This is a genomic window from Botrimarina colliarenosi, assembly GCF_007859955.1.
GTDB classification, from domain to species: Bacteria; Planctomycetota; Planctomycetia; order Pirellulales; family Lacipirellulaceae; genus Botrimarina; species Botrimarina colliarenosi.
This window is the reverse complement of sequence record NZ_SJPR01000004.1, coordinates 13,635-34,284: the sequence shown is the minus strand read 5'-3', so window position 1 is coordinate 34,284 and position 20,650 is coordinate 13,635. Positions and strand designations below refer to the sequence as shown.

Annotated in this window: 16 protein-coding genes; 11 read left to right on the top strand and 5 right to left on the bottom strand. The window is 66.1% G+C overall.

The window, feature by feature from the left end; translation table 11 throughout:
• Positions 1-2: 2 nt before the first annotated feature.
• Both Pla108_RS14200 and Pla108_RS14195 read right to left on the bottom strand, forming a co-directional pair.
• Positions 3-2,942: an FAD-binding and (Fe-S)-binding domain-containing protein gene (locus tag Pla108_RS14200; protein ID WP_146445636.1), complete on the bottom strand. Its 2,940-nt coding sequence runs from the start codon at positions 2,940-2,942 to the stop codon at positions 3-5.
• Between the two features lie 125 nt (positions 2,943-3,067).
• Complete coding sequence (locus Pla108_RS14195) at positions 3,068-3,778, bottom strand: LON peptidase substrate-binding domain-containing protein (protein WP_146445635.1); 711 nt, start codon at positions 3,776-3,778, stop codon at positions 3,068-3,070.
• 198 nt (positions 3,779-3,976) lie between these two features.
• Between Pla108_RS14195 and Pla108_RS14190 the strand changes: the two genes are divergently transcribed.
• A complete protein-coding gene (locus tag Pla108_RS14190) occupies positions 3,977-4,756 on the top strand; it encodes an ImmA/IrrE family metallo-endopeptidase (RefSeq protein WP_146445634.1) in 780 nt (259 codons plus the stop codon).
• 52 nt (positions 4,757-4,808) lie between these two features.
• On the opposite strand, the gene Pla108_RS14185 is transcribed toward Pla108_RS14190, so the two are convergent.
• Positions 4,809-5,633, bottom strand: a complete 825-nt coding sequence (locus Pla108_RS14185) for a response regulator transcription factor (RefSeq protein ID WP_146445633.1) — start codon at positions 5,631-5,633, stop codon at positions 4,809-4,811.
• A gap of 214 nt (positions 5,634-5,847) precedes the next feature.
• On the opposite strand from Pla108_RS14185, the gene Pla108_RS14180 reads away from it, so the two are divergent.
• From Pla108_RS14180 to Pla108_RS14165, 4 genes are all read left to right on the top strand, one after another.
• Positions 5,848-7,251, top strand: coding sequence for a glutamate ligase domain-containing protein (locus Pla108_RS14180; RefSeq protein WP_146445632.1), 1,404 nt, complete (start codon positions 5,848-5,850; stop codon positions 7,249-7,251).
• 243 nt (positions 7,252-7,494) lie between these two features.
• On the top strand, positions 7,495-8,640 hold the full coding sequence (locus Pla108_RS14175) for a UDP-N-acetylglucosamine--N-acetylmuramyl-(pentapeptide) pyrophosphoryl-undecaprenol N-acetylglucosamine transferase (protein ID WP_146445631.1): 1,146 nt from the start codon (positions 7,495-7,497) through the stop codon (positions 8,638-8,640).
• 105 nt (positions 8,641-8,745) lie between these two features.
• Positions 8,746-9,129 carry a response regulator transcription factor gene (locus Pla108_RS14170; protein WP_146445630.1) on the top strand — a complete coding sequence of 128 codons (384 nt, stop codon included), beginning with the start codon at positions 8,746-8,748 and terminating at the stop codon, positions 9,127-9,129.
• A gap of 82 nt (positions 9,130-9,211) precedes the next feature.
• On the top strand, positions 9,212-9,634 hold the full coding sequence (locus Pla108_RS14165; RefSeq protein WP_146445629.1) for a rhodanese-like domain-containing protein: 423 nt from the start codon (positions 9,212-9,214) through the stop codon (positions 9,632-9,634).
• A 42-nt stretch (positions 9,635-9,676) separates the two neighbouring features.
• On the opposite strand, the gene Pla108_RS14160 is transcribed toward Pla108_RS14165, so the two are convergent.
• Both Pla108_RS14160 and Pla108_RS14155 read right to left on the bottom strand, forming a co-directional pair.
• A complete protein-coding gene (locus Pla108_RS14160; RefSeq protein ID WP_146445628.1) occupies positions 9,677-11,026 on the bottom strand; it encodes an HNH endonuclease in 1,350 nt (449 codons plus the stop codon).
• Positions 11,027-11,309: 283 nt separating this feature from the next.
• Positions 11,310-12,053: a hypothetical protein gene (locus Pla108_RS14155; protein ID WP_146445627.1), complete on the bottom strand. Its 744-nt coding sequence runs from the start codon at positions 12,051-12,053 to the stop codon at positions 11,310-11,312.
• Positions 12,054-12,319: 266 nt separating this feature from the next.
• Between Pla108_RS14155 and rimO the strand changes: the two genes are divergently transcribed.
• The 6 genes from rimO to Pla108_RS14125 all read left to right on the top strand — a co-directional run bounded on the left by rimO (position 12,320) and on the right by Pla108_RS14125 (position 20,581).
• Positions 12,320-13,708: a 30S ribosomal protein S12 methylthiotransferase RimO gene (rimO, locus tag Pla108_RS14150; RefSeq protein WP_231934516.1), complete on the top strand. Its 1,389-nt coding sequence runs from the start codon at positions 12,320-12,322 to the stop codon at positions 13,706-13,708.
• A 189-nt stretch (positions 13,709-13,897) separates the two neighbouring features.
• The gene (gene pgsA, locus Pla108_RS14145) at positions 13,898-14,548 is read left to right on the top strand and encodes a CDP-diacylglycerol--glycerol-3-phosphate 3-phosphatidyltransferase (protein ID WP_197526561.1); all 651 of its coding nucleotides are present in this window, start codon (positions 13,898-13,900) and stop codon (positions 14,546-14,548) included.
• A 5-nt stretch (positions 14,549-14,553) separates the two neighbouring features.
• Positions 14,554-15,405 (top strand): CPBP family intramembrane glutamic endopeptidase, encoded by an 852-nt coding sequence (locus Pla108_RS14140; protein WP_146445624.1) that lies wholly within the window; start codon positions 14,554-14,556, stop codon positions 15,403-15,405.
• Positions 15,402-15,716 carry a DUF167 domain-containing protein gene (locus Pla108_RS14135; protein WP_146445623.1) on the top strand — a complete coding sequence of 105 codons (315 nt, stop codon included), beginning with the start codon at positions 15,402-15,404 and terminating at the stop codon, positions 15,714-15,716. Before Pla108_RS14140 ends, Pla108_RS14135 begins: the two co-directional genes overlap by 4 nt.
• A gap of 136 nt (positions 15,717-15,852) precedes the next feature.
• On the top strand, positions 15,853-17,139 hold the full coding sequence (locus Pla108_RS14130) for an efflux RND transporter periplasmic adaptor subunit (protein ID WP_146445622.1): 1,287 nt from the start codon (positions 15,853-15,855) through the stop codon (positions 17,137-17,139).
• 85 nt (positions 17,140-17,224) lie between these two features.
• Positions 17,225-20,581: an efflux RND transporter permease subunit gene (locus Pla108_RS14125; protein WP_146445621.1), complete on the top strand. Its 3,357-nt coding sequence runs from the start codon at positions 17,225-17,227 to the stop codon at positions 20,579-20,581.
• Positions 20,582-20,650: the final 69 nt, after the last annotated feature.

The window sequence follows — 20,650 nt, the reverse complement described above, 5'->3', positions numbered from 1 at the left end:
GTTTATCTTACCGCCGCGGGGAGCTGGGCGAGTTGCTTCTTGATCTCGGGCATCAAGCCGTAGCTTGCGGCGAGTAGCTTGATCGGATGGATGGTTGGCATGGGAGCGCTCTGCTCCATCTGGGTCCGACAGGCGCCGCACTCGGTCGAGCCGACTTGATGGCGGCCGCTCCGCAGTTCCGACAGCAACGGTAGCCCAGCGCGGAGACTGCTGCGGTAGTGGCGGCGCGACAGGCCGTAGGTCCCCGCCATGCCGCTGCAGCCTTTCTCAAGCCGGGTGAGCCGCAGTTCTGGGATTAGCCGCAACAAGTTTTCCGCCGGGGAGCCGACGCCCAACGCGCGGGAGTGACACGGCGTGTGGTGGGCCACCTGGTAGGGCAGGGGGGAGAGGTCGAGCTGGAGCCGCGCCTCGACGTGTCGTCGCCACAGGTAGTGGCACGCCTCGAAGGTGTTGGCGGCGACGAGCTGCGCGTCCTCTTCGTCGGGCAGGAGATTGAGGTACTCGTGCGTGATCGCCAGCACGGCGGTTGGCTCGGTGGCGACGATGGCGTAGCCGTCGCGGACCGCCTCGGCGAGTCGGGTGACGTTCCGCGCAGCGGTGCGGCGGGCCAGGTCGAGCGCCCCTTGGCTGACCATCGCCATGCCGCTCGGGAGCTGGTCGGCGGGGGCGTAGAAGCCGACGTTGTGCCGCCGCACAATCTTCTCGAACGCCGTCGCTAGTTGGGTGTCGAACCGGTTGGCGTAGGTGTCGACGAAGTAGTAGATCTTCTCGTCCTCCAGCGGCGGGCGATGGAGCTTGCGCGTGGCCGCCTGCTGGAGGTACGTCCGGTTGGCGAAGTCGGGCAGGCGGCGTCCGGACGCCAAGCCGATCGTCCGCTCCAGCGCCCAGCGGGCGACGCGGTTGTGCAGGGTCGCGTTGGCCAGTCGCGGCCAACCCGACGCCAACCGGGCGAGCGAGTCGATATGGGCCGACCACCAGGCGTCACGTCGCAGGCCGTTGGTGGCGACATAGCTCGCCTTGGCCTCGAGCATAAGCTTGGGGATATCGACCTCGGCGGGGCACTCGAGCCGGCATTGGTGGCAGTTGACGCAGAGGTCGGCGACTTGCTTCGCGTCCTCAAGCAACAGTTCCGACGCGGCGAGTTCCCCCGAAAGAACCCCGCGCATGAGGTTCGCCTTCGCGCGTGGCGACGCTTCTTCGCGCGGCGTGTAGCGGAAGATGGGGCACATCCGCACCTCGTCGCCCGTCGCTCGGCAGGCGCCACAGCCGTTGCATGCCCGGGCCGCGTCGGCGGCTTCATCGGTTGACCAGGTGAGTTGGAGCTCGACGACTTCGGCCGGCTTGGCTTGCGGCGTCGCTGGGGGCGGTGTCTGGGCCCGTTCGCGGCCGGTGGTCCGCATCGCGTGGGTCATCCGTGCGCCAGGCGACGGGACGATCTTTCCCGGGTTCAGAACACTCTCGGGGTCGAACAGCGTCTTCACGCCCCGGAAGACGTTCATCAGCGGCCCGTGCTGCCGCGAGGAGAAGGGCGTGCGGCTGAGGCCGTCGCCGTGCTCGCCGCTAATGGTGCCCCCGAGCAGCCAGACCGTGTCGTAAAGGTCGCTGGCGAGGGTCTCCAGACGACGCACGTCGGCCCGCGTCGTCAGGTCGAGCAAGGGCCGCAGGTGGAGTTGGCCGTGCCCGACGTGGCCGTAAACCGAGGCGGTCACCTCGCGTCGTTTGAGGATCTCTTGCAGTCGCAGGAAGAACTGCGGCAACGCCGCTGGCGGGAGGGCGATGTCCTCGACCCCCGGCACGGCGCGGCGAGCCCCCTTGAGCCCGTGCAACGCCGACACCAGCTGCCGAGACGCGTCCGCGAAGAGCCGGCGGTCGTCGGCTGTTTCAGCGATCAAGGCCTCGGCGGCCAACGAGTCCTCGCCCCGCATGGCGTCGACGACGCGTCCGAGCCGCTCGCTGAGCGACGCCTCGTCGTCGGCAAAGACCTCGACGTACAGCAGAGCCTCCGCCGCCCCGGGGAGAAGCATCTCGAAGCGCAGGTCCTTTTGTCGCGCCAGGCTGAGCCGCCGCCGATCGATCAGGTCGCAGGCCGCAAGCCCCATCGGCAACAGCACCTGCACCGCTTCGGCGGCCAACTCGAGGCTCGGGAATGTCAGCAACGCCGACCCGACCCGGGCCGGGAGGGGCGACGTGCGGAGCGTCAACTCGGTGATGAGGCCGAGCGTCCCCTCCGACCCAACCATCAGCTGGGTTAAATCGGCGTGATCCTCGCGCAGAGACTGGTCGAGGGCGTAGCCACTTGTGTTCACACAACGGCGCGGGATGTGTTCGCGGATCACGCCGCGGACGCCATTGAGCAGGCCAAACAACTTGCCGCTCAGCTCGGCCGCAAGGCGATTCTCTCCTGGCGCTGCGGAGGTGGTCAGCCAACGGCCATCGCCCAGCACGGCGTCGAGGCCGACAATGTGCTGGCGGGCCGATCCATACGCGAGCCGTCGGCTGCCGCTGGAGTCAACCGCCGCGACGCCGCCGAGTGTCGTGACCTCGGTCATCGCCGGATCGGGGCCGAAGACGCGTCCTGAGGCCGCGAGTCGACGATTGAGGTCGGCGTGGACGACGCCCGGCTGGACGCGGACGGTGTCGCCCTCGTCGGCGAGCACTCGGCGCATGTAGCGAGAGAAGTCGACGACGATCCCCGGCCCGAGGCAGCCGCCGGCGAGACCCGACCCGGCGCCACGGGCGTGCACCGCGATCCCCTCGGCGGCGGCGTAGCGGACGGTCGCCTCGACGTCCGCCGTCACGCGGGGACGGACGACCACCGCCGGCGTGATCTCGTAGAGGCTCGCATCCGTGGCGTAGAGCCGCCGCGTGACCTCGTCGCACAGCACATCACCCGCCACCTGACCGCGGAGGTCTTCTGCGATGCGGTTGGGGGCGAGGGCCATGCGGCGCTGCGGCGGTGAGGGGCGGGGGAGCGCTACCGGGCCGCGGCGGCCGTCCCGGAGCCTCCATTCTATCGACCCAGGGCGGAGAGCGACGACCCGGCCCTGGGGTGATCATCGGCGTCGAGTCAATTGACGCTGAACGGTGGGGGGAATCCGGTCGGGTCATTCTTGGCGTCCGAGGCCGGTTGACCGAACGATCCGGCGTCGATGGCGCCGATTAGAAGGGCTGCCCGCTTGGCAGCGTCTGGTTCGGCAAGGGCGGCTTGCTTAACGTCGCGTGGCAAGGGCAGGGTCGAGGCCGCCAGGTCGGCGAGCAGACCCAGCGGGGTGTCGCCTTCAAAGAGGCGTTGCAGCGGCTCGGGCGGCTCGCCGTGTGGCAACGCAGAGCGGAACGCTTCCGCCAATCGCCGGTGCAGGGCGGCGGCGCGCGCGTCGGACACGGCGGGCTCGCTCTCGTTGAGAATCTCGACCCGGGCCCGGCGGAACGCCTCGGGGGGACTCAGTTCATTGAGGATCCGCACCCTTGCGACCCCCGCCAACAGCAGGTTGTACCGGCCGTTGTCGAGGCAATGATGCGTGACGATCTTGCCGAGGCAGGCGAACGGCTCCAGCGGCGGCCGGCTGGCGTAGTCGATCTCCCAACCCGGCTTGAGGACCGCCATCGCGATCAGGCCGTCGCCGTCCAAGGCGTCACGCATCATCTCAAGGTACCGCTCTTCGAACAGATGAAGCGGCTGCACGACGCGCGGGAAGAGGATCGGGGTTGGCAGCGGAAACAGACGGGCGACCCCCGAAAACGCGCTGGGGTCGAACTCGATGTCGGAGGACGGCGGCATATCACATCACGGAGAGAGTTACCTGGACTTCACTTAACGATAGACACCCGCCGTCCCTCCGACAGGGAGCGGCCCGGAGTGACATGCTCTTGTCATCCGCTCGGACGGCGATTTGCTTGCGTCACGACGGCATTTGGATATAGTGATCGGGCGTTCACTTAATGGATCCTCTGACGCCTCATTGACCCCGCCGACGCCATGCTCACCGAGATCCCGTCAGAAGAGTACCACGCCGTATTGGATCGCTGCGTCGAGGATGTTTTGTGGGAGGCGAATCTCGACCGGCCGCCGGTCGATGCGTTTGTGTTGGCGGCGAGGCTCGGCGTGGTTGTCGCTACCGATGCCGTCTTGCCGGGACGGGCCCGGTTCGCCCGGCTCGCGGCCGGGGCGGAGCGATTGAGCCTCGACACGATTGTTATTGCGGCAGAAGAGCGTCCCGAACGGCGACACTTCGCGGTCGCGCACGAGGTGGGCGAGGCGCACGCCTACCGGGTCTACGAGTCGCTCGGCGTCGATCCCTGCGAGACGGCGGGCGCCGTGCGTGAAGGGGTTGCGAACGCCCTGGCGGGCCGGCTGCTCGCGCCGCGGCGCTGGCTCACGGGCCTGTGGCGCGATTTGGAGGGGGACTTATTCGAGCTTAAGACCCACTTTGCCACCGCCAGCCACGAGCTGATCGCCCGGCGAGTCTTGGAGTGCGTCCGGACGCCGCTCGTGATCACCGTGACCGACAATGGCCGACCCCTTTGGCGGCGTTGGAACCGGTCGGGCCCGGCGCCGCCGCGGTTGCGTCTCGAACTCGACTGCCAGCGCGACGCCCATGCCTCGGGTCGAGTCGTCGGGGGGCTCGGCTGTGACGAGCCGCAGAGCGCCGCAGGGACGCCGATCGACCGGGTCCGCTGCTGGCCCGTCCACGAGCCGGGTTGGCGGCGCGAGATCACCGTTACGGAACTGGTTGACAGCGACTCGGAGTGGCTCTGATGGAGCCAATCCCACATCAATCAAAGGGATCGATGTTTTCGCCGTTGGCTTCCTAAGCCGCCAAGTTCTCGAGGACCGGCGTCGGAACCCGTGGCGAGGGCGCCAATGACTCGCCCCGAACCGCGTGGCGAGGCGATACGAACTGCAACAGTTCGACCAACTGGGCGATGTCGAAGGGCTTGCCAAGCACGGCGTCGGCGCCGATCGCACGCACCGCAGCGACAGTCTCGGGACGCGGAAAGTCTAACAAGACGACAACGGGGACGCGTTCCAAGCGGGCCGCGCCGCAGACAGCCGCGAGGCGGACCGCCTCGCGACCACCGAATTGCATTCCATCCCAAACAATGGCGTCGGCGCCGACCGCCAGCGAACGGCGTGACCAAGTGGCGGGGATGCCTTGGGCGTCGAGCGCCGCCTGCAGCCCGCCTGCCAAGGCTCCGTCGGGGGTGTCGATGCGGACGAGCCGCTGCGGGGTGGTTCTTTGGAAGGCGGCACTTTGCGAGACTGCGTGCGAATCGGGCGGCGACGTGTGGGCCGCGGTCCACTGGCGCCACCAACTCGGCCAGGCGTGCCAGAAGACACGCTGGACGCCCTCCACGACCCGGCCGGTGCGACCTTCCCCCTCGCACCAGACGCCGAGGAGTTGAACCAACCTTGCCGCACCGACTTCCGCCAACAGAGCTTGGGTGGCGGCGGTCTCGACCAAAGGTCGCGGGCAGGCGAGCACCGTCAGGTCGGGCTTTCCATAGGGGTCGAAGTCGAACAACCGGGCGTCGCGTCGCACCAGGGTGCGGCAAGGCCCGAATTCGGGTCCCGTTGCGGGGCCGATCCAGCGGACTTTCGGCAACGTCTGTCGAGGCACGGGGGGCGGCGCCATTCGATCCGCGGCTTCTGAAGGACGAGGAAAACGCCGAGGCTACGGGCTCTGCCCGCCGAACGCCACGCCGATCGCGCGGTGGACGCCAGCAACGCATCGCGGGAACGTCGCCGACTTGCCTTGACGCCCGGTCCCAATTCTTGAACGATCCGCCCGCTCGATCGGAAGGAACCGACCGGCATTTCGGCACGACGACTGGCAAGGAGGCCAGGCGATGGCCCCCGAAAACAACGCCCCCCTGACACGGCTCCGCGACCTGCTCCCCGGCGCCACGTATGTGCCGGCGGACAGCGATCCGGCGTTTTCCGCGGTCCGGACCGACGCCTCGACGGTGCGGCCCGGCGACCTCTACGTCCACCTCGACGAATTCGACTCGACCGGCGCCGAAATCGCGGCGGCCCGAGGCGCCGAGGCGGTGATCGCCGACCGGCTGCTCCCCGACGTGCTTGGCCTGCAGGTGATCGTCAAGGATTGCCAATGGGTCTGCGAGACCTTGGCCGCTGCTAGCGTGCCGGTGCGGTCGCCGATCCCCACCTTCATCACCGTTGGCGGCGTTTCCGGCGCGTCACGCGTCGCGACGATGCTCGCCGCCGTTCACGCCCATGCGGGCGAACGCGTCGGTCTTTGGACCGATTTCTGTGACGACGACGGCGAGCACTGCTTGCCACGCCGCAAGAATGCTAAAGGAGCGGCCGCCGCGTGGCTGCGACGCTGCGAATTGGGCGAAGTGACCGCCGCGATCGCCCAAGCGAACGCCGGCGAGCGGCCTGTCGCCGCCCCCTTGGTGGCGTGCCTGACCTCGCTGCGATGCGACGGACTCGATGAGTCGGGCGCCGCGCGGTGGGAATCGGCCGCAGCACACCGCGACGCCGTTACCGACGCCTTCGGACGGCTCGATGGCGGGGTGACGTTGGTCGTCAACGCCGACGATCCCGATTGTGTCGCCTTCGCCAGTCAGCACACGGGCCGCGTCATCACCTATGGCGACTCGGGCGGCGCCGACATCCGAGTCGTCCCTGTGGAAACGTATCCGGGCGGGCAGACGTTCATCGTCGCTTCCGGGGCCGATTCGGCTTGCGTCGCGATCCAAAGCCCCGGACGTGTCGCCCGCCGCGAAGCGGTGGCGGCAATCGCGACCGCCTTAGCGGTCGGGTTCAATTTGCGGGCCGCCGTGCGGGGCATTGATCTGGCGCCGAACTTGGCCGGCGCGTTACAGCCGGTGGTGTGCGGGCAATCGTTCTCGGTCTACCTCGACGCCGCGGCGCGGCCCCTCGATCTGGCCGACGCGCTCGAAGGGGCGCGGCCGGCGAAAGGTCGCCTGCTGGCGGTGGTTCGGCTGGCCGATTCGACACGGATCGCTCTGCGTCAACTCGCGACCGCCGCCCGGCTCGCCGACCGTGTGTTTGCCTACGGCGCTATCAAACTCGAAGACGACACCCCCGCGGGCGTCACCGTGGTCGAAGACCGCCTTGCCGCGGTGGCGGTGGCGATCGGCTTGGCCGACGCCGGCGACTCGGTGCTCGCGGCGGGATGCCAAGACGAAACGGCCGACCGCGACTGGGCCGGCAAACTGCTACGCCGCCGGCGAGAGTGCGAAGACCGCCGCGCTGCGGCTTAGTCCCAACAACTCAACGGAGAACAACCAAGTTTCATCGTCAGTCGCCAAAGATTGCGGGGTCCGCGGCGACTACCCCCCCCCGGGGTGAAACAACATCCGAGCAGCGCCGGTGGATACTGGGTCATCCGCCTGCTGCGAGGGTTTCACGATGAAGCTTACGTCTGGACGTCGGGGCGACCATGCGTCGCCCCGGCGTTCAGCGGATCCACGTGACTGTCATTTCCTTCGCGCCCCCTTCCCGCCATGGCCAAAGCGCCGCACATCTTGATTGCTGGGGGTGGGTCGCTTGAGAGCATCTACCCCGGCCTTTCGGTCGCCCGGCAGTTGCTGTGGCGGATGCCTCGGGCGCGGGTGACGATCGCCGGCGATGGCCGCGCCATCGAACGCCACACGGTCCGCGGTGTCGGTCTCCGCTACGCGACGGTTCCGCGGAGCCGCTTCCCAGTCAGTGTTCTTGACGCCCCCGGCTATGTCGCCCGCAACGCCGCGGGTTGGTGCGTCGCCCATTGGTTGTTGCGTGAGCAAGAAATCGACCTGGTGATCTCGGTCGGCGGCCACGCCGCCGGGCCCACGGTGCGGGCCGCCCGCACCAGCGGCATCCCCTACATTCTGCTCGAGCAAAATAGCCTCCCCTACCCGCCGACGCGCGACGCCGCTTCGGCGGCGGCTGCCGTCTGCCTCGCCCACGAAGAGACCGCCGCCCGCCTGCCGATTGATTCGCCGGTCCGGTTGACCGGTCCCGTCGGAAGGCCGGGCTTCGAGGACGACTTTGGTGTCGACCCAGGACTCCGCCAGCCCCCGATTTACGACTCGGGCCGACCGCGGCTGTTGGTCCTCGGCGGGGTCGGCGGCGCCACGTCGCTCAACCTCTCGATGCCCGCCGCGATGAAACGGCTCGGCGATGCTGCCGCGGGCTGGCAAGTCGTCCACCAAGCGGGCGACGGCTGGCTTACCGCCACCGAAAAACTCTACAGCGAGGCGGGCGTCGACGCGCTTGTGGTGTCCCACATCGACGAACTGGCCCATCTGGCCCGGGCCACCGACCTGGTGGTCTGCCGACCCGGCGGATCGACGCTGGCGGAGCTCTCGCTGGCCGGTCTACCGGCGGTGTTGGTGCCCGACTCGCGGCGCCGCGACGGCCTGCACGAGGCCAATGCCCGGCTGGCGTCGATGCGGACCGGCTGCCCGATCGTCAGCGAACCGGACGGCGACCTGGCGGTTTCGCTCGCCGCGGGGCTCTGCCCGCTGCTCAGCGAGCCGGCGCTCCGCGAAGGGATCGCCCAGCGGATGCGGCAAGCCGCCCGGCCCGAAGCGTCGGCCCTCGTGGCGGACGCCGTGGCCGAATCGCTCGCCTTCGAGACGGCGCCGCTCGTCCGCCGAGCGGCCTGACCCGGCGCGGGGTCGCCTTGCATTTGGCGGCAGGCCGGCTATACCCAAGGGTTTGGCCTGCCCCCAACCGACCCGCCTCGCCCATCTGCTGGGCTCCCCCACGTCATGAAGACTGCTGCGACCGACGCCAAGCGTGTGCTGCTGGTGGACGACGACGCCGAGATCATCGAATCGCTCCGCCTTGCGCTGGAGGCCAACGGCTACGAGGTGCTGGTCGCCCGCGACGGCAACCAGGGGCTCGCCCTTACCGAGCGCGAGAACCCCGATCTGGTGATTCTCGACATGATGATGCCCAAGCGGTCGGGCTTCCTGGTGCTCGAGCGGCTCCGCCGCACCCGCGACGACTCGCCCCCGGTGATCATGATCACCGCCAACGAGGGGAACCGTCACAAGGCCTACGCCGAGATGCTGGGGGTCGATGAGTACCTCCGCAAGCCGTTCCCGATGGACAAGCTGCTGGAGAGCGTCAAGCGACTGACAAGCAAGTGAGCCGTGGGCCAGCAAGTGAGCCGCGGGCCGCGGTGAACCGAGGGATTTTTCCGTCGCCGACATTCACCTGGTGAGTTTCGACATGCTCCAGTCTCTGCTCGTTCTATGCCTCGTGATGCCGGTCGCCGCCCCGCGGATCCGCGTCGAGCACACGACCGATTCGCTGGCCAAGATCCTCGAGTTGGTCACCGACGAGAAAGCGATCTTGGTCGATGTCCGCACCACCGAAGAGTGGGTCCAGGGCCACGCGGCGGCCGCGCTCCACGTGCCGAGCGACTCGCTGCGCAAGCACAGCCTTGACCGCGAGCGTCTGGCGAAGACGCTGCCGAAGGACAAGCCAGTCTATACGTACTGCCAAGTCGGCATGCGGTCAAAGCAAGCGGCCGCGATCTTGATCCGCGAAGGTTACGACGCCCGGGCGATGAAGCCGGGGTACGAAGAGCTGCTTGCCGCGGGCTTTGAGAACGAGGTGGGGCCGAGAGAACCGGCGCCGGATGCGGAGTGAGAAGTCTCGCGCAGAGTCGCAAAGACGCAGAGGGACGTTGACTCAAATCTTGTCGGATTTGGTGAGATTGCACTTCCGGCAGAGGAGCTGCACGTTTTGCTCTGAGTTGCTCCCGCCCCGTGCAACCGGCACGATGTGGTCGAATTCGAGGTACTCCGTGTCGCCGCATTCCACACACATGCCGCCATAGGTTTGCCAGACTCTTTGGCGAATGTCTCTGGGAATGTGCCGATCAATAGTTCCTTCGACTTTTCGAGTGACCTGTTGGCTGTACAGCCGAATGACAGTCGATAGTTTCTCGGATAGTAGCGAGTTCGGGTTTCTCGCAAAGTAGAAACGAAACTCAGGCTTATTTGTCGCCGAAATCCAGATGGCGTCGCTAGAGGCCCGCCACGATAAAATACTCGGGTAGGTGATCTGGATCGACTTGCTTGCGGATTCAAACATAAGGCGGCTGTCAGTAAGCAGCATCCTGCCTTTGTGCTCATCAATCCGGGCGCCGGTTTTGAGATTCTTGGTTATCTGCAACCGACACGGCTGGCAGAAGTAGAGCAACTCGCCCGCCTTGATGTTGACTCCCGTCGGCAAAGGAATGGTGTCAATATTGCCGGTTATCAGTCGCGATCGCTCCTTCAGCAATCGCACTTCTTCATTGAGATAGGCGACGAAAGAGGGCTCAAAATCCAGCGTCTCGGCGAGCCAATTGAGATAATTTTCCTCCTGGGGTGTTAGCACCCCATCCGACTTTGTGTCCGCAAGAACATGTTCGGCAAATGTTTTGGCAATCTTTCGAGAGGCGGCCTTGAGCTTGTCTTCGGGAATACCTAGATTTCGCGCTGATTCTTGCAGGTTATTCCACGTCTGCTCTTTCAGGCGTCCGGTCGAGACAGCCTCCGCGAAAAGCCCACGAAGTAGTCCAAGCCCTTCGCTCAGCAGGTACTGCTTTACGAATTGAGGCGCCGAAAGGTGGAGGAACGAGGAGATTTCTGAGAGCGAGTGGAGTTCGTCTGAAGACAGGACTCCGTCCTCGAGGTACTGACCAATTTTCGACCCGAAAGCTGGGACGGCGACAGCTTCTCGCAACTGCCTAACGTCGCGAGCTTCTAGTCGCAGACGTTCTTCGACGAATGCCAGTGTCTTTTGCTTACCCTCGTCGGGAACGCCTTCAATCCAAAATCGATGAAGCAGGCCTTCGTAGTACTTCTTTGAGGCGACACGTACGTCGGTCACCGTGCAATCAATCGGCTCGATAACCTGATCAAGATCAAATGCCCTACGCTGCGTGGTGAACGCTTGGCCGATAGCCGCGACGATAACAGCCACCCGTTCGTCCTGCCCCGGGTTGGCGACAGCGGCCCACGCCTTTTGGAACAGGCCTTTGATCTTGGACATAGTGGAAAAGCCTCAATATGCTGCATCAGGACGCGATAAGAGTTGGCAGCATAGTCATCTAGTGGCTTCGGTCAAACAGGTAGACTCCCGACTCAATGCCAGGAGTCTAGCTGTTCATTTGCTTCTGCGGTTCCTTCCCGCAGGTCTCTACGCGTCGGCATAGCGCTATGACTATTTTCCTTCGCGTCGGGAAGCGGCTTGTCGCTCGGCGCCGAGAGTGAACGACCGCACTATTACTCTGCGTCTCCGCGTCTCTGCGCGAGACCTTAAAGCAACTCGCGACTCAATCCATCGCGATCGTCCGCGCCAGCGGCTCGAGCACCGACTCGATCACGTAGTTATCGAGCAACTCGTAGGCGACCTTGGTCAGGCCGCTGAGCGCGTCGATCAATGATTGGCCCGGGTCGAGGCTGCCGTAGCGGCGGGCCGTGACGTAGACGCTCAGCTGTTCCTCTTGGAACTCGCCGGTGCGGATCTGGTACGGCGTGGTGCGTGTCTCGACGCCGACGCGGCACTGCGTGCGGCATTCGTCGTCGAGGGCGAGCGTGATCGTCGGCTCGTTCTGGACGAACGAGACACCCGGGATCGTGGTGAGTCGATCCAGGGCGGGGCAGACTCCGAGGGCCTCGGCCACCAGCTGGTTGTGGTTGCCACGGTAGTTGAAGTCGAATCCCCACAGCAGGTCGAGCGCCTCGCAGTCGAGGGGGCTGACCGATAGCTCGTAAGGGGCCAATTCGAGCGCCTGGCGGTGCTGCTCCATGGCGTCCTCGATGCTCTCCGGATTGACGTGTCCCGAAGAGAGCCGACGCGGTTCGATCGAGCACCAGCGGTAGGAGCCCTTGTCTTTGTCTTCCTCGAGGACGAAGTCGTTGCGGTCCCGGGCGTAGAAATTGCGCATCTCCGGGTAGCGCTTCTGCATTTGCTCGGCAAAGTGCAGCACGACATCGCGGCTGCTGGGGAGCTCCATCTCGGTGCTGAGATTGACGTTGACGTAGAAGTCGTCGGAAAGCGACGCGTAGCGATTCATCCGTGGGCGTCCGGGGGGACCCTGAGAGTCAATTCCGGAGTATACGGAGGGCCCCGGGGGGGCGTCAAAAGCCGGGGAATCGCCGGAAAGCCAAAAGATGGCCCCCCTCGCCCCTTTCGACCGGCGAAGAAGTGGGCGCCAGAGCTTGCCCGCCGCGACCCCTGGCTGCCACAATGCTGGGCTGTCCCTTGCGATCGGGCCGCCCCCGATACGGGCCGGCCCGGAGACGGGGCCGCCTCCCGCCCCTCAGCCCCCCGGCGCTCGACTTGCCCAGTCAATTCACCACCGATCTTCGCCAAGCCGAACAGGCCAAGGGGCGCTACGCCTTCATTAGCCTGGGCTGCCCCAAGAACACCGTCGATAGCGAGCGGATGCTCGGCCTGCTGAAGCTCGACGGGTACGACCTGGTCGCCGACCCCGACGGCGCCGACTTCGCGATCGTCAACACCTGCGGCTTTATCGAGGCGGCCCGCAACGAGTCGTTCGCCGCCATCGACGAGATGCTCGATCTCAAGCGCGCCGGCAAGCTGCGCGGCGTCATCGTCAGCGGCTGCCTCGCCGAACGCCAGAAAGAGCAGCTGCTGGAGCACCGGCCCGACATCGACCACTTGGTTGGCGTCTTCGGCCGCGACGAGGTGACGAAGGTCGCCGACCGATTGCTCGGCGGACTGGAAGAGCAACGCCTCGTCTTCCGCCCCGCGCCGGCCAAGCCGCTGGACGACACCAGCCGCCTGCGGATCACGCCGGGCCACTTCGCCTATCTCAAGATCAGCGAAGGGTGCGACCGGCTCTGCACGTTCTGTGCGATCCCCAAGATGCGCGGCAAGCACGCCACCAAGCCGATCGAAGAGGTGATCGCCGAGGCGAAGGGCCTCGCCGCCGACGGCGTCCGCGAACTGGTCGTCGTCGCCCAGGACACGACCTACTACGGCATGGACCTCTACGGCGAGCCGCGCCTGGCGCAGCTGATCGCCGAGCTCGAGCAGGTCGAGGGGCTGGAGTGGATCCGGCTGATGTACCTCTACCCGATGTACTTCAACGACGACGTGATCGACGCGATTGCGCAGAGCAAGAAGATCGTCCCCTACATCGACATGCCGCTACAGCACGCCAGCGACCGGATGCTCAAACGCATGCAGCGCCGCGTCGCCAGCGGGCCGACACGCGAGCTGGTGCAGAAACTGCGAGACCGCATCCCGGGCCTTGTGCTGCGGACGACGTTCATCACCGGCTTCCCCGGCGAGACCGACGAAGATTTCGCCGAGCTGTGTGACTTTGTCGAAGAGTTCAAATTCGAGCGTCTCGGCGTCTTCACCTACTCGTTGGAACCCGACACGCCCGCCGCGCGGCTGCCGGAACATCTGCCCGAAGAGCTGAAGGCCGAGCGCCGTGACCAGCTGATGGTGATCCAGCAGCGGTTGGCGTTCGAGTGGGCCGACTTCCAGGTCGGCAAGACGATGGACGTGCTGATCGACGGCCCCGTCCCGGGAGAGGAAGCGGCCTGGATTGGCCGGACCGCCGCCGACGCCCCCGACGTCGACTGCGTCGCCTACGTGACCGGCGAGGGTCTGCACCCGGGCGACTTGGTCCCCTGCGAAATCGTGGCCCGCACGGACTACGACCTGGTGGCCGTCGCCGTGGGCGAACCGAAGTAAGAGTTAGCCGCGGATGGACGCGGATGTCGAATGACCGATCAGGCCGACATCGACCAAGCCACCCTTCTTTTCAAATTAAGAAGACAAGCTCAAAAAGCTAAACTCGATCGAATTGCCTGATCGATCGGTCATCAGTAACAAATCGCATCAGCGTCCAGCGGCGTCCCTCTGCGGCAAAGAAAAAAAGAAGTGCCGAGAAACTCTGAAGTCCCGCTGGGGAAACTTAGCGACCCGCCCAACGCGATTACAGCGTCGCGTCTCGCGGTGACGGTGGCGTGCTTCGTGTTTCTGTCGCTCGGCTGGTACCGGGTGGGGTTGATCGCCTTTGTGCTCGCCGCGGCGACCGATTGGGCCGACGGCTACTGGGCGCGGCGTTGGGGGCCGATCACGCGGCTTGGCCGGGTTCTCGATCCGCTGGCCGACAAGCTGCTGATCTGCGGCACGTTCACCTACCTGGCGGCGATCCCCGACTCGCGCATTGTCCCGTGGATGGCGGTGGTCGTGCTGGGACGCGAGTTCTTGGTGACGACGCTCCGCGCGTTTGTCGAATCGAGCGGCGGCGACTTCTCGGCCGTCTGGATTGGCAAGTGGAAGTTCGTCCTCCAGGTGATCGCCGCGGCGTTGAGTTTGCTCTACATCTCGCCTTGGCGGACAGTGAACTGGTTCACGTCGCTAACTTTGTCACCGCAGTGGAGCGACTTACAACTAACCGTGACGTTGCAGCCTGGTTTGGTGGACGCGGCGGTTTGGGCGATGGTCGCGCTAACGGTGCTGTCGGGAATTACGTACACTCGCTCGGCGATCGCGGCGATGCGGTCGGACCCGCCCCACCAGGACTGATACCGATGCCTCCCGGCACACCGCCGCCCTGGCTTAGCACGTTGGCCTTCGCGGTCCTGGGGCTGATGGTCGTGGCGTTGTGGACGTTTGGCGGACGATTATTGCACGGCCTGCCGGCGGTCGAACCGCGCCGCCGCCGACCGGTCCCGTGGGGGGGTGAGGGGGCGTTGCTCGCCGGTTTCTACCTCGTCTGCGCCGCGCTCTCGCTGGCCGCCAGTGTGAACGACGAGGCGGCGCCGACCGGCGACCTGCGACTCAGCGGCGCGGTGCTGCAGTTGCTTTCGCAGTTGGCCTTCGCCGCCATCGCCGTCGCCGTCTTGATCGCTCGCTATCCGACGCGGGGGCTGACTTGGGGCGATCTAGGCCTCGGTGACCTACCCAGGAAGCTGGCGGGAGATGTCGGCCTCGGGGTGCTCGCTTGCATGGCGATGCTCCCGTTCGTCTACGGCGCGAACTACGTCCTCGTGCTGTTGTTTGGCAATCCAACCTTGCATCCGGCGATCGAAAGCTTACTGCACGATTCCGATTGGGAGAGCCTGCTCTCGATCGGACTCGTCGCGTCGGTCGGCGCTCCGCTTTTTGAGGAGCTGGCGTTCCGTGTCTTGCTGCAGGGCGGGCTCGAACGGATCGGCGGCCGCCGAGCGACTTGGCCGATCGTGGCGAGCTCGCTCGCCTTCGCCCTCGCCCACACGAACCAAGGTTACGCCCCCGTGCCGATTGCGGTGCTCGCCCTCGGGCTGGGTTACGTCTACCGCCAGACGCACAGCTACCCGGCGGTGGTGGCGATGCACGTGACTTTCAATTCCTTGTCGCTGGCGGTGGTGGTGGGACAGGGTCAGCTCGTGCCGGCGCCATGAGTGACGACCGGCTCCGTAGCGTCCTCGAGCCGTCCGCCTCGGGAGTGGTCGTCCGTGTAAGGGCACAGCCGGGCGCCCGTCGCAATGGCGTGACCGGCCTGCGCGAGAACGAGCTGTGTGTTGCTGTCACGGCGCCCCCCGACCGGGGCCGCGCTAACGACGCGGTCGTCTGCGTCCTCGCGGCGGCGCTGGGGATCGCTAAAGGACGCGTGGAGCTCGTCTCAGGGCCCACCAATCGCCACAAGCGGTTTGCCGCCTCGGGAGTGTCGCTCGACGAGGCGACGCTCGCGCTGCGGGCCGCCCTGCCTTGAGAACGCGCATGCCCTGAGACGAGGCCGCGTTGCTGGGCTTCGCCTGGCCGCCTACCATTTCCCAGACAGTGGCGCCTCTGGCACCGAGCCGGCGGCGAACTGACGGTTAGCAAATCGACCACGGCGACACGACGCAATGACCCAGCGACTGGCCCGACTAGGCCGCTTCACGTTTCTTGTCCTGCTCACTATCGGAGCCGCGTGCGCGATGTGGTACGTGAGTCAGAAGTCGAACGAGTCGGATGTCATCGCCGCCGCCGCTGACATCGAGCCGCCGCGGCTCGCGGCTCAGCCCCGGACGCTCGTCAAAGCCGTCGCGGTCGAGCCGGCGCTCCGGGACGTGGTGGTCCGCTACAGCGGAAAGATCCAGGCCTGGGAGACTTACTCCCTCGGCTTCGAGATCGGCGGCCGGGTTGCGACGCTCGGCGTCAACGCCCGAGGAGAGCCGCTCGACGACGGCGACCGTGTCGAGGCGGGCCAGGTGCTGGCGCGGCTCGACGACCGCGTGCTCCGCGCCCGGGTCGCCGAGGCGATCGCCAACTTTGAGATGGCCGCCTCCGACGTCGAACGGAACCGCCGCGCCCGCGCAGCGATCACCGATTCGGAGTTTCAAAACGCAATAACGCTCCGCGCCCAAGCGCAGGCCGCGCAAGAGGTGACGCAGAAGAACTTGGAAGACTCCGTGCTGCTGTCGCCGGTGAGCGGTGTGATCGCCCGGCGACTGGTCGAGGCGGGCGAGTCGGTCAACCCGAACGAGACGATCTACGAAGTGGTCGAGAACGATCGCCTCCGGCTTGTCGTGAACGTCCCCGAGGCGCGCGTCCGCGAGTTGGAGCTACGCCGCCGACAAGTGACCGAGGCCCGCCGCAAGGGACTGGACGCGGCCGACCCTGAGAGCGGCGTGTTTCGCGCCCATGTCCGGCTGGAGGGCGCCGACCTGTATGGCGCCGACTGGCCCGCCATCGAAGCGCAGGTGTACCGCGTCGCCCAACGGGCCGATACGGTGACGGGGCTCTTCGAAGTCGAAGTCGTCGTTGACAACGACTCCGGCCTGCTGCGTCCCGGGATGGTTGCGACCGCCGAGATCGTCACCGACCGGGTGCTCGCCTACTCGGCGCCCGAATCGGCGGTGTTGTTCCGATCGGGGCAGACGTATCTGTTCACCGTCGAGGACGACCCGGTCACGATGCCGGTCATGTTCTGGGACGTCGGCGAGTCGCAGGTTCAGCGCGCCCGCCGCGTGAACCTCGACCGCTGGATCGACCAGGGGGAGAGCATCCTCATCCCGGCCGACGCGACGTCGCTCGGCCCCGTTGTGACCCGGGGGCAAGAACGGCTCCGCGACGGCCAGCTTGTCCGCGTCACGGCGGACGACACCGAACCGGCCGTCTTAAGCCGGGCAAGCGTGACCCAGCAGAAATAGCGCGACGGCTCCTCCCGCGAAGGCCCCTCCCAAGACGGGCGAGGGGCGAACGACAGGGCCCAGCCCTCCAGCCAACCTCGACCGCATGAAGATCAGCGACGCCGCCATCGAACGGCCCCGGATGGTCCTGGTGGGAACGATCATCGTTCTGCTGCTGGCCGTCTACGCGGCGATGTTTACGCCCGTCCAGCTCGGCCCGGCGATCACCAAGGCGGTCGTCCTCGTGGCGATCCCGTACCCCGACGCCAAGCCGACGGAGACCGAAAACGAGATCGTCCGCAAGGTCGAAGACGCGCTCACCGAGCTGCAGAGCGTCGACTTCATCGCCTCGACCAGCATGCGGGGCTCGGCGGTGACGCAGGTCGTGTTCCTCGACGGCGTCACCCCCGACGAAGGGCGCCGTGAGGTCAAGGACCTCATCGACCGGGTGCGGAACGAGCTGCCCGCCGGCCGCGAGGTGCAGCCGTTCGTCACGGATATCGACTTCGAGAACATGCCGCTGATGTTGCTCAACATCCGCGCGCCGGCCGGCTTTGACGAGCGCTCACTGAAGACCATCGCCGAGGACGTGCAGGAGCAGATCGAGACGGTCGATGGGGTCGCCAATACGCAGCTGTTTGGCGGCAAGGAGCGGGAGGTTCAGGTCAATGTCGACCCCGATCTGTCCCACGAGTACGGCGTCACGCTGAGCCAATTGCGGCAGGCGCTGGCGGCGTTCCACGCCGAGGTGCCGGCCGGCTCGTTCGAGACCGCCGACTTCAATCGCAGCGTCCGCAACGAGACCAAACTCCGCGGCGTCGACGACATCGCCGAGGCGGTGATCCGCAACCAAGAAGGCCGGGTGATCCGCGTCAAGGACGTGGCCGAGGTCGTGGATGGCTACCGGCGCGTGCTCAACGGCGCCGAGTTCGATGGCGAGCCGGGCGCGGTGATCATCGTCAACAAGGAGGCAGGCATCAACACGCTCGGCGCGGCCCGCGCCGTCAAGGCGATGGTCGAGAACCTCCGCGAGCAGTACCCCGACCTGCGATTCGACACGACGCGCGACGCCTCGGGCGAGATCTGGGTCATGTTCCGTGTCTTGGGGAGCAGCGCCATCTTCGGGGCGATGCTGGTGCTGATCATCCTCGCCTGGACGATGGGCTTACGGATCTCGGTGCTGGTGCTGACGGCGATCCCGTTCAGCATGGCGGTGGCGTTGGTGTTCCTCTACGCCGCCGGGATCCCCGTGTCGAACATGGTGGTCTTCAGCTTCATCCTTGTGCTCGGCATGGTCGTCGACGGCGCCATCATCGTCGCCGAGAACATCCACCGGCACATCGAACGCGGCGAGGACCCGGTCGAAGCCGCCAAGACCGGCATCGCCGAAGTCGGCATCCCCGTCATCGCCGCCGACCTCACGACGATCGCCGCGTTCCTGCCGATGCTGTTGGTGCCCGGCATCATGGGCGACTTCATGAGCGTCATGCCGAAGGTGGTGAGCGTTGCGCTGGCGGGCTCGATCCTGGTCGACCATTTCATCATCCCAACGCTCGCCGCCCGCTGGTACCGCAAGCGAGAGGTCGAGCACGTTCCCACGGTCGACGCCAACGGCGTCGCGATGCGGGTGCGTCCGAAACTCGATCCGTTCACCAAGGCGTACGCGGGCGTCCTCAAGTTCAGCCTCGAGAACCGCGTCTTCGTGTTGGTTTGGATGCTGATTGCCTGCTGGGGCGCCAAACTGCTCATCGGCGAGCTTGGTTTCAAGTTCTTCCCTTCGAGCGACCGGGGGCAGTTCATCGTCAAGTACGAGCTGCCGCTGGGCTATAGCGTTGACCAGACACTGGCCGCCTCGCGCGTGATCACCGAACCGCTCCGACGCTGGGAGGCGACCGGCGCCTTGCAGCATTACGTGACGTCGGTTGGTTCGTCGGGCGCGTTGGCGATGCGCGTCGACGAAGACGCCGCCGCCGGGCCCGAGTTCGGCCAGGTGCAGGTGCAGATGCTGCCGCCCATGGACCGCAACGTCACCCAGGGGGAAGTGATCCACTACCTGCGCGAGAACATCCAGCCGCTGCCGGGCATGATCTTCAGCGTCGAGGAGGTCGAAGACGGCCCGCCCGGCGGCGCCGAGGTGTCGGTGCGGCTCACCGGCAAGGACCTCGACCAACTCGGCGCTATCGTCGAGCGGATCACCGCCCGCATCGCCGAGATCGACGGCACGGTCGATGTCTCCACCGACTACCGGCCGGACGCCCCCGAGCTCGTCGTTGAGCCGAAGTCGGACATCATCGGCCTGTTCGGCATGACCGACGCGATGGTCGCCGAGGCGGTGCAGATCGCGATCGCCGGCGACAACCGGATCCAGATCACGCTCGACGACGAAGACGTCGACCTGCGGATTCAACTCGCCCCCGAGCACCAACGGAGCCCGAAAGAACTGGGCCGCGTGATGCTCACCGGCGCCGGTGGCCAGATGACGACGATCGGCTCGGTCGCCGACCTGAGCCGCGGTTCGGGGCTCTTCAGTATTAACCGTTACGACCGCAATCGGGCGGTCGTCGCCAAGTGCAACGTCGATGATCCGCGGACGCCGGCTGAGGTGTTTGCTTTGCTCGCGAAAGACATCCTCCCCGACCTGGGGTTCCGCCCGGTCGAGGGGGGCGCGAAGACGATCGAGGGCTTCAGCAAGGCGTACTTCGGCGGCTCCGCGACGCCGGCCGAGGGGCTGCAAGCGGAGTTCACCGGCGAGAACGACGAGCGCGACAAGAACTTCGGCTACCTGCTCTGGAGCATGCTCCTCGCCGTGGTGCTGATCACCGCGATCCTCGCCATCCAGTTCAACAGCTTCCGCCAGAGCGCCATCGTGATGACGGCGGTGCCGTTGTCGTTCATCGGCGTCGTGCTCGGCATGTGGGCGTGTGGGTTCCCGTTCAGCCTGGCGACGTTTATCGGCTTGGTGGCGTTGACGGGCATTGTCGTCAACGACGCGATCGTGCTGGTTGACTTCACCAACCAGGCCCGCGCGCGCGGCATGGGGGTCAACCACGCCCTGATGGAGGCGGGCATCAACCGCCTGCGGCCGGTGTTGCTGACAACCGTCACAACGATCGGCGGCTTATTGCCCCTGCTCCTGAACATTTCCGGCGGCGCCGAGTTCTGGCAGCCTCTCACCGGGGCGGTGATCTTCGGCTTGGGATTCGCCACGATCCTGACGCTCGTTGTGATCCCTTGCTGCTACTTGCTTGCTTACAATATTCCAGTATGGATTTGGACGGCATTTGCGACGCTCTTTCTGGCGGCAATTTGCTTTAGTGTTGGCTCTGCATCGTCATCTTCCGAAGTAATCGGATCTCTGGCATCAGCTGTGATTCTTGTCGGTGGCGGCGCGATCGTCACAGGGATGCTGATACGCACTTTGAGAAACGGGGAGCCTGCTATTTGGGTGTCTAACCCAGCATAAGAATCGAACGGCAGACCAGTTCCCGGGGCAGTGTTATTTAGTTTTGACTACCGCTGGGTTGATGAACGC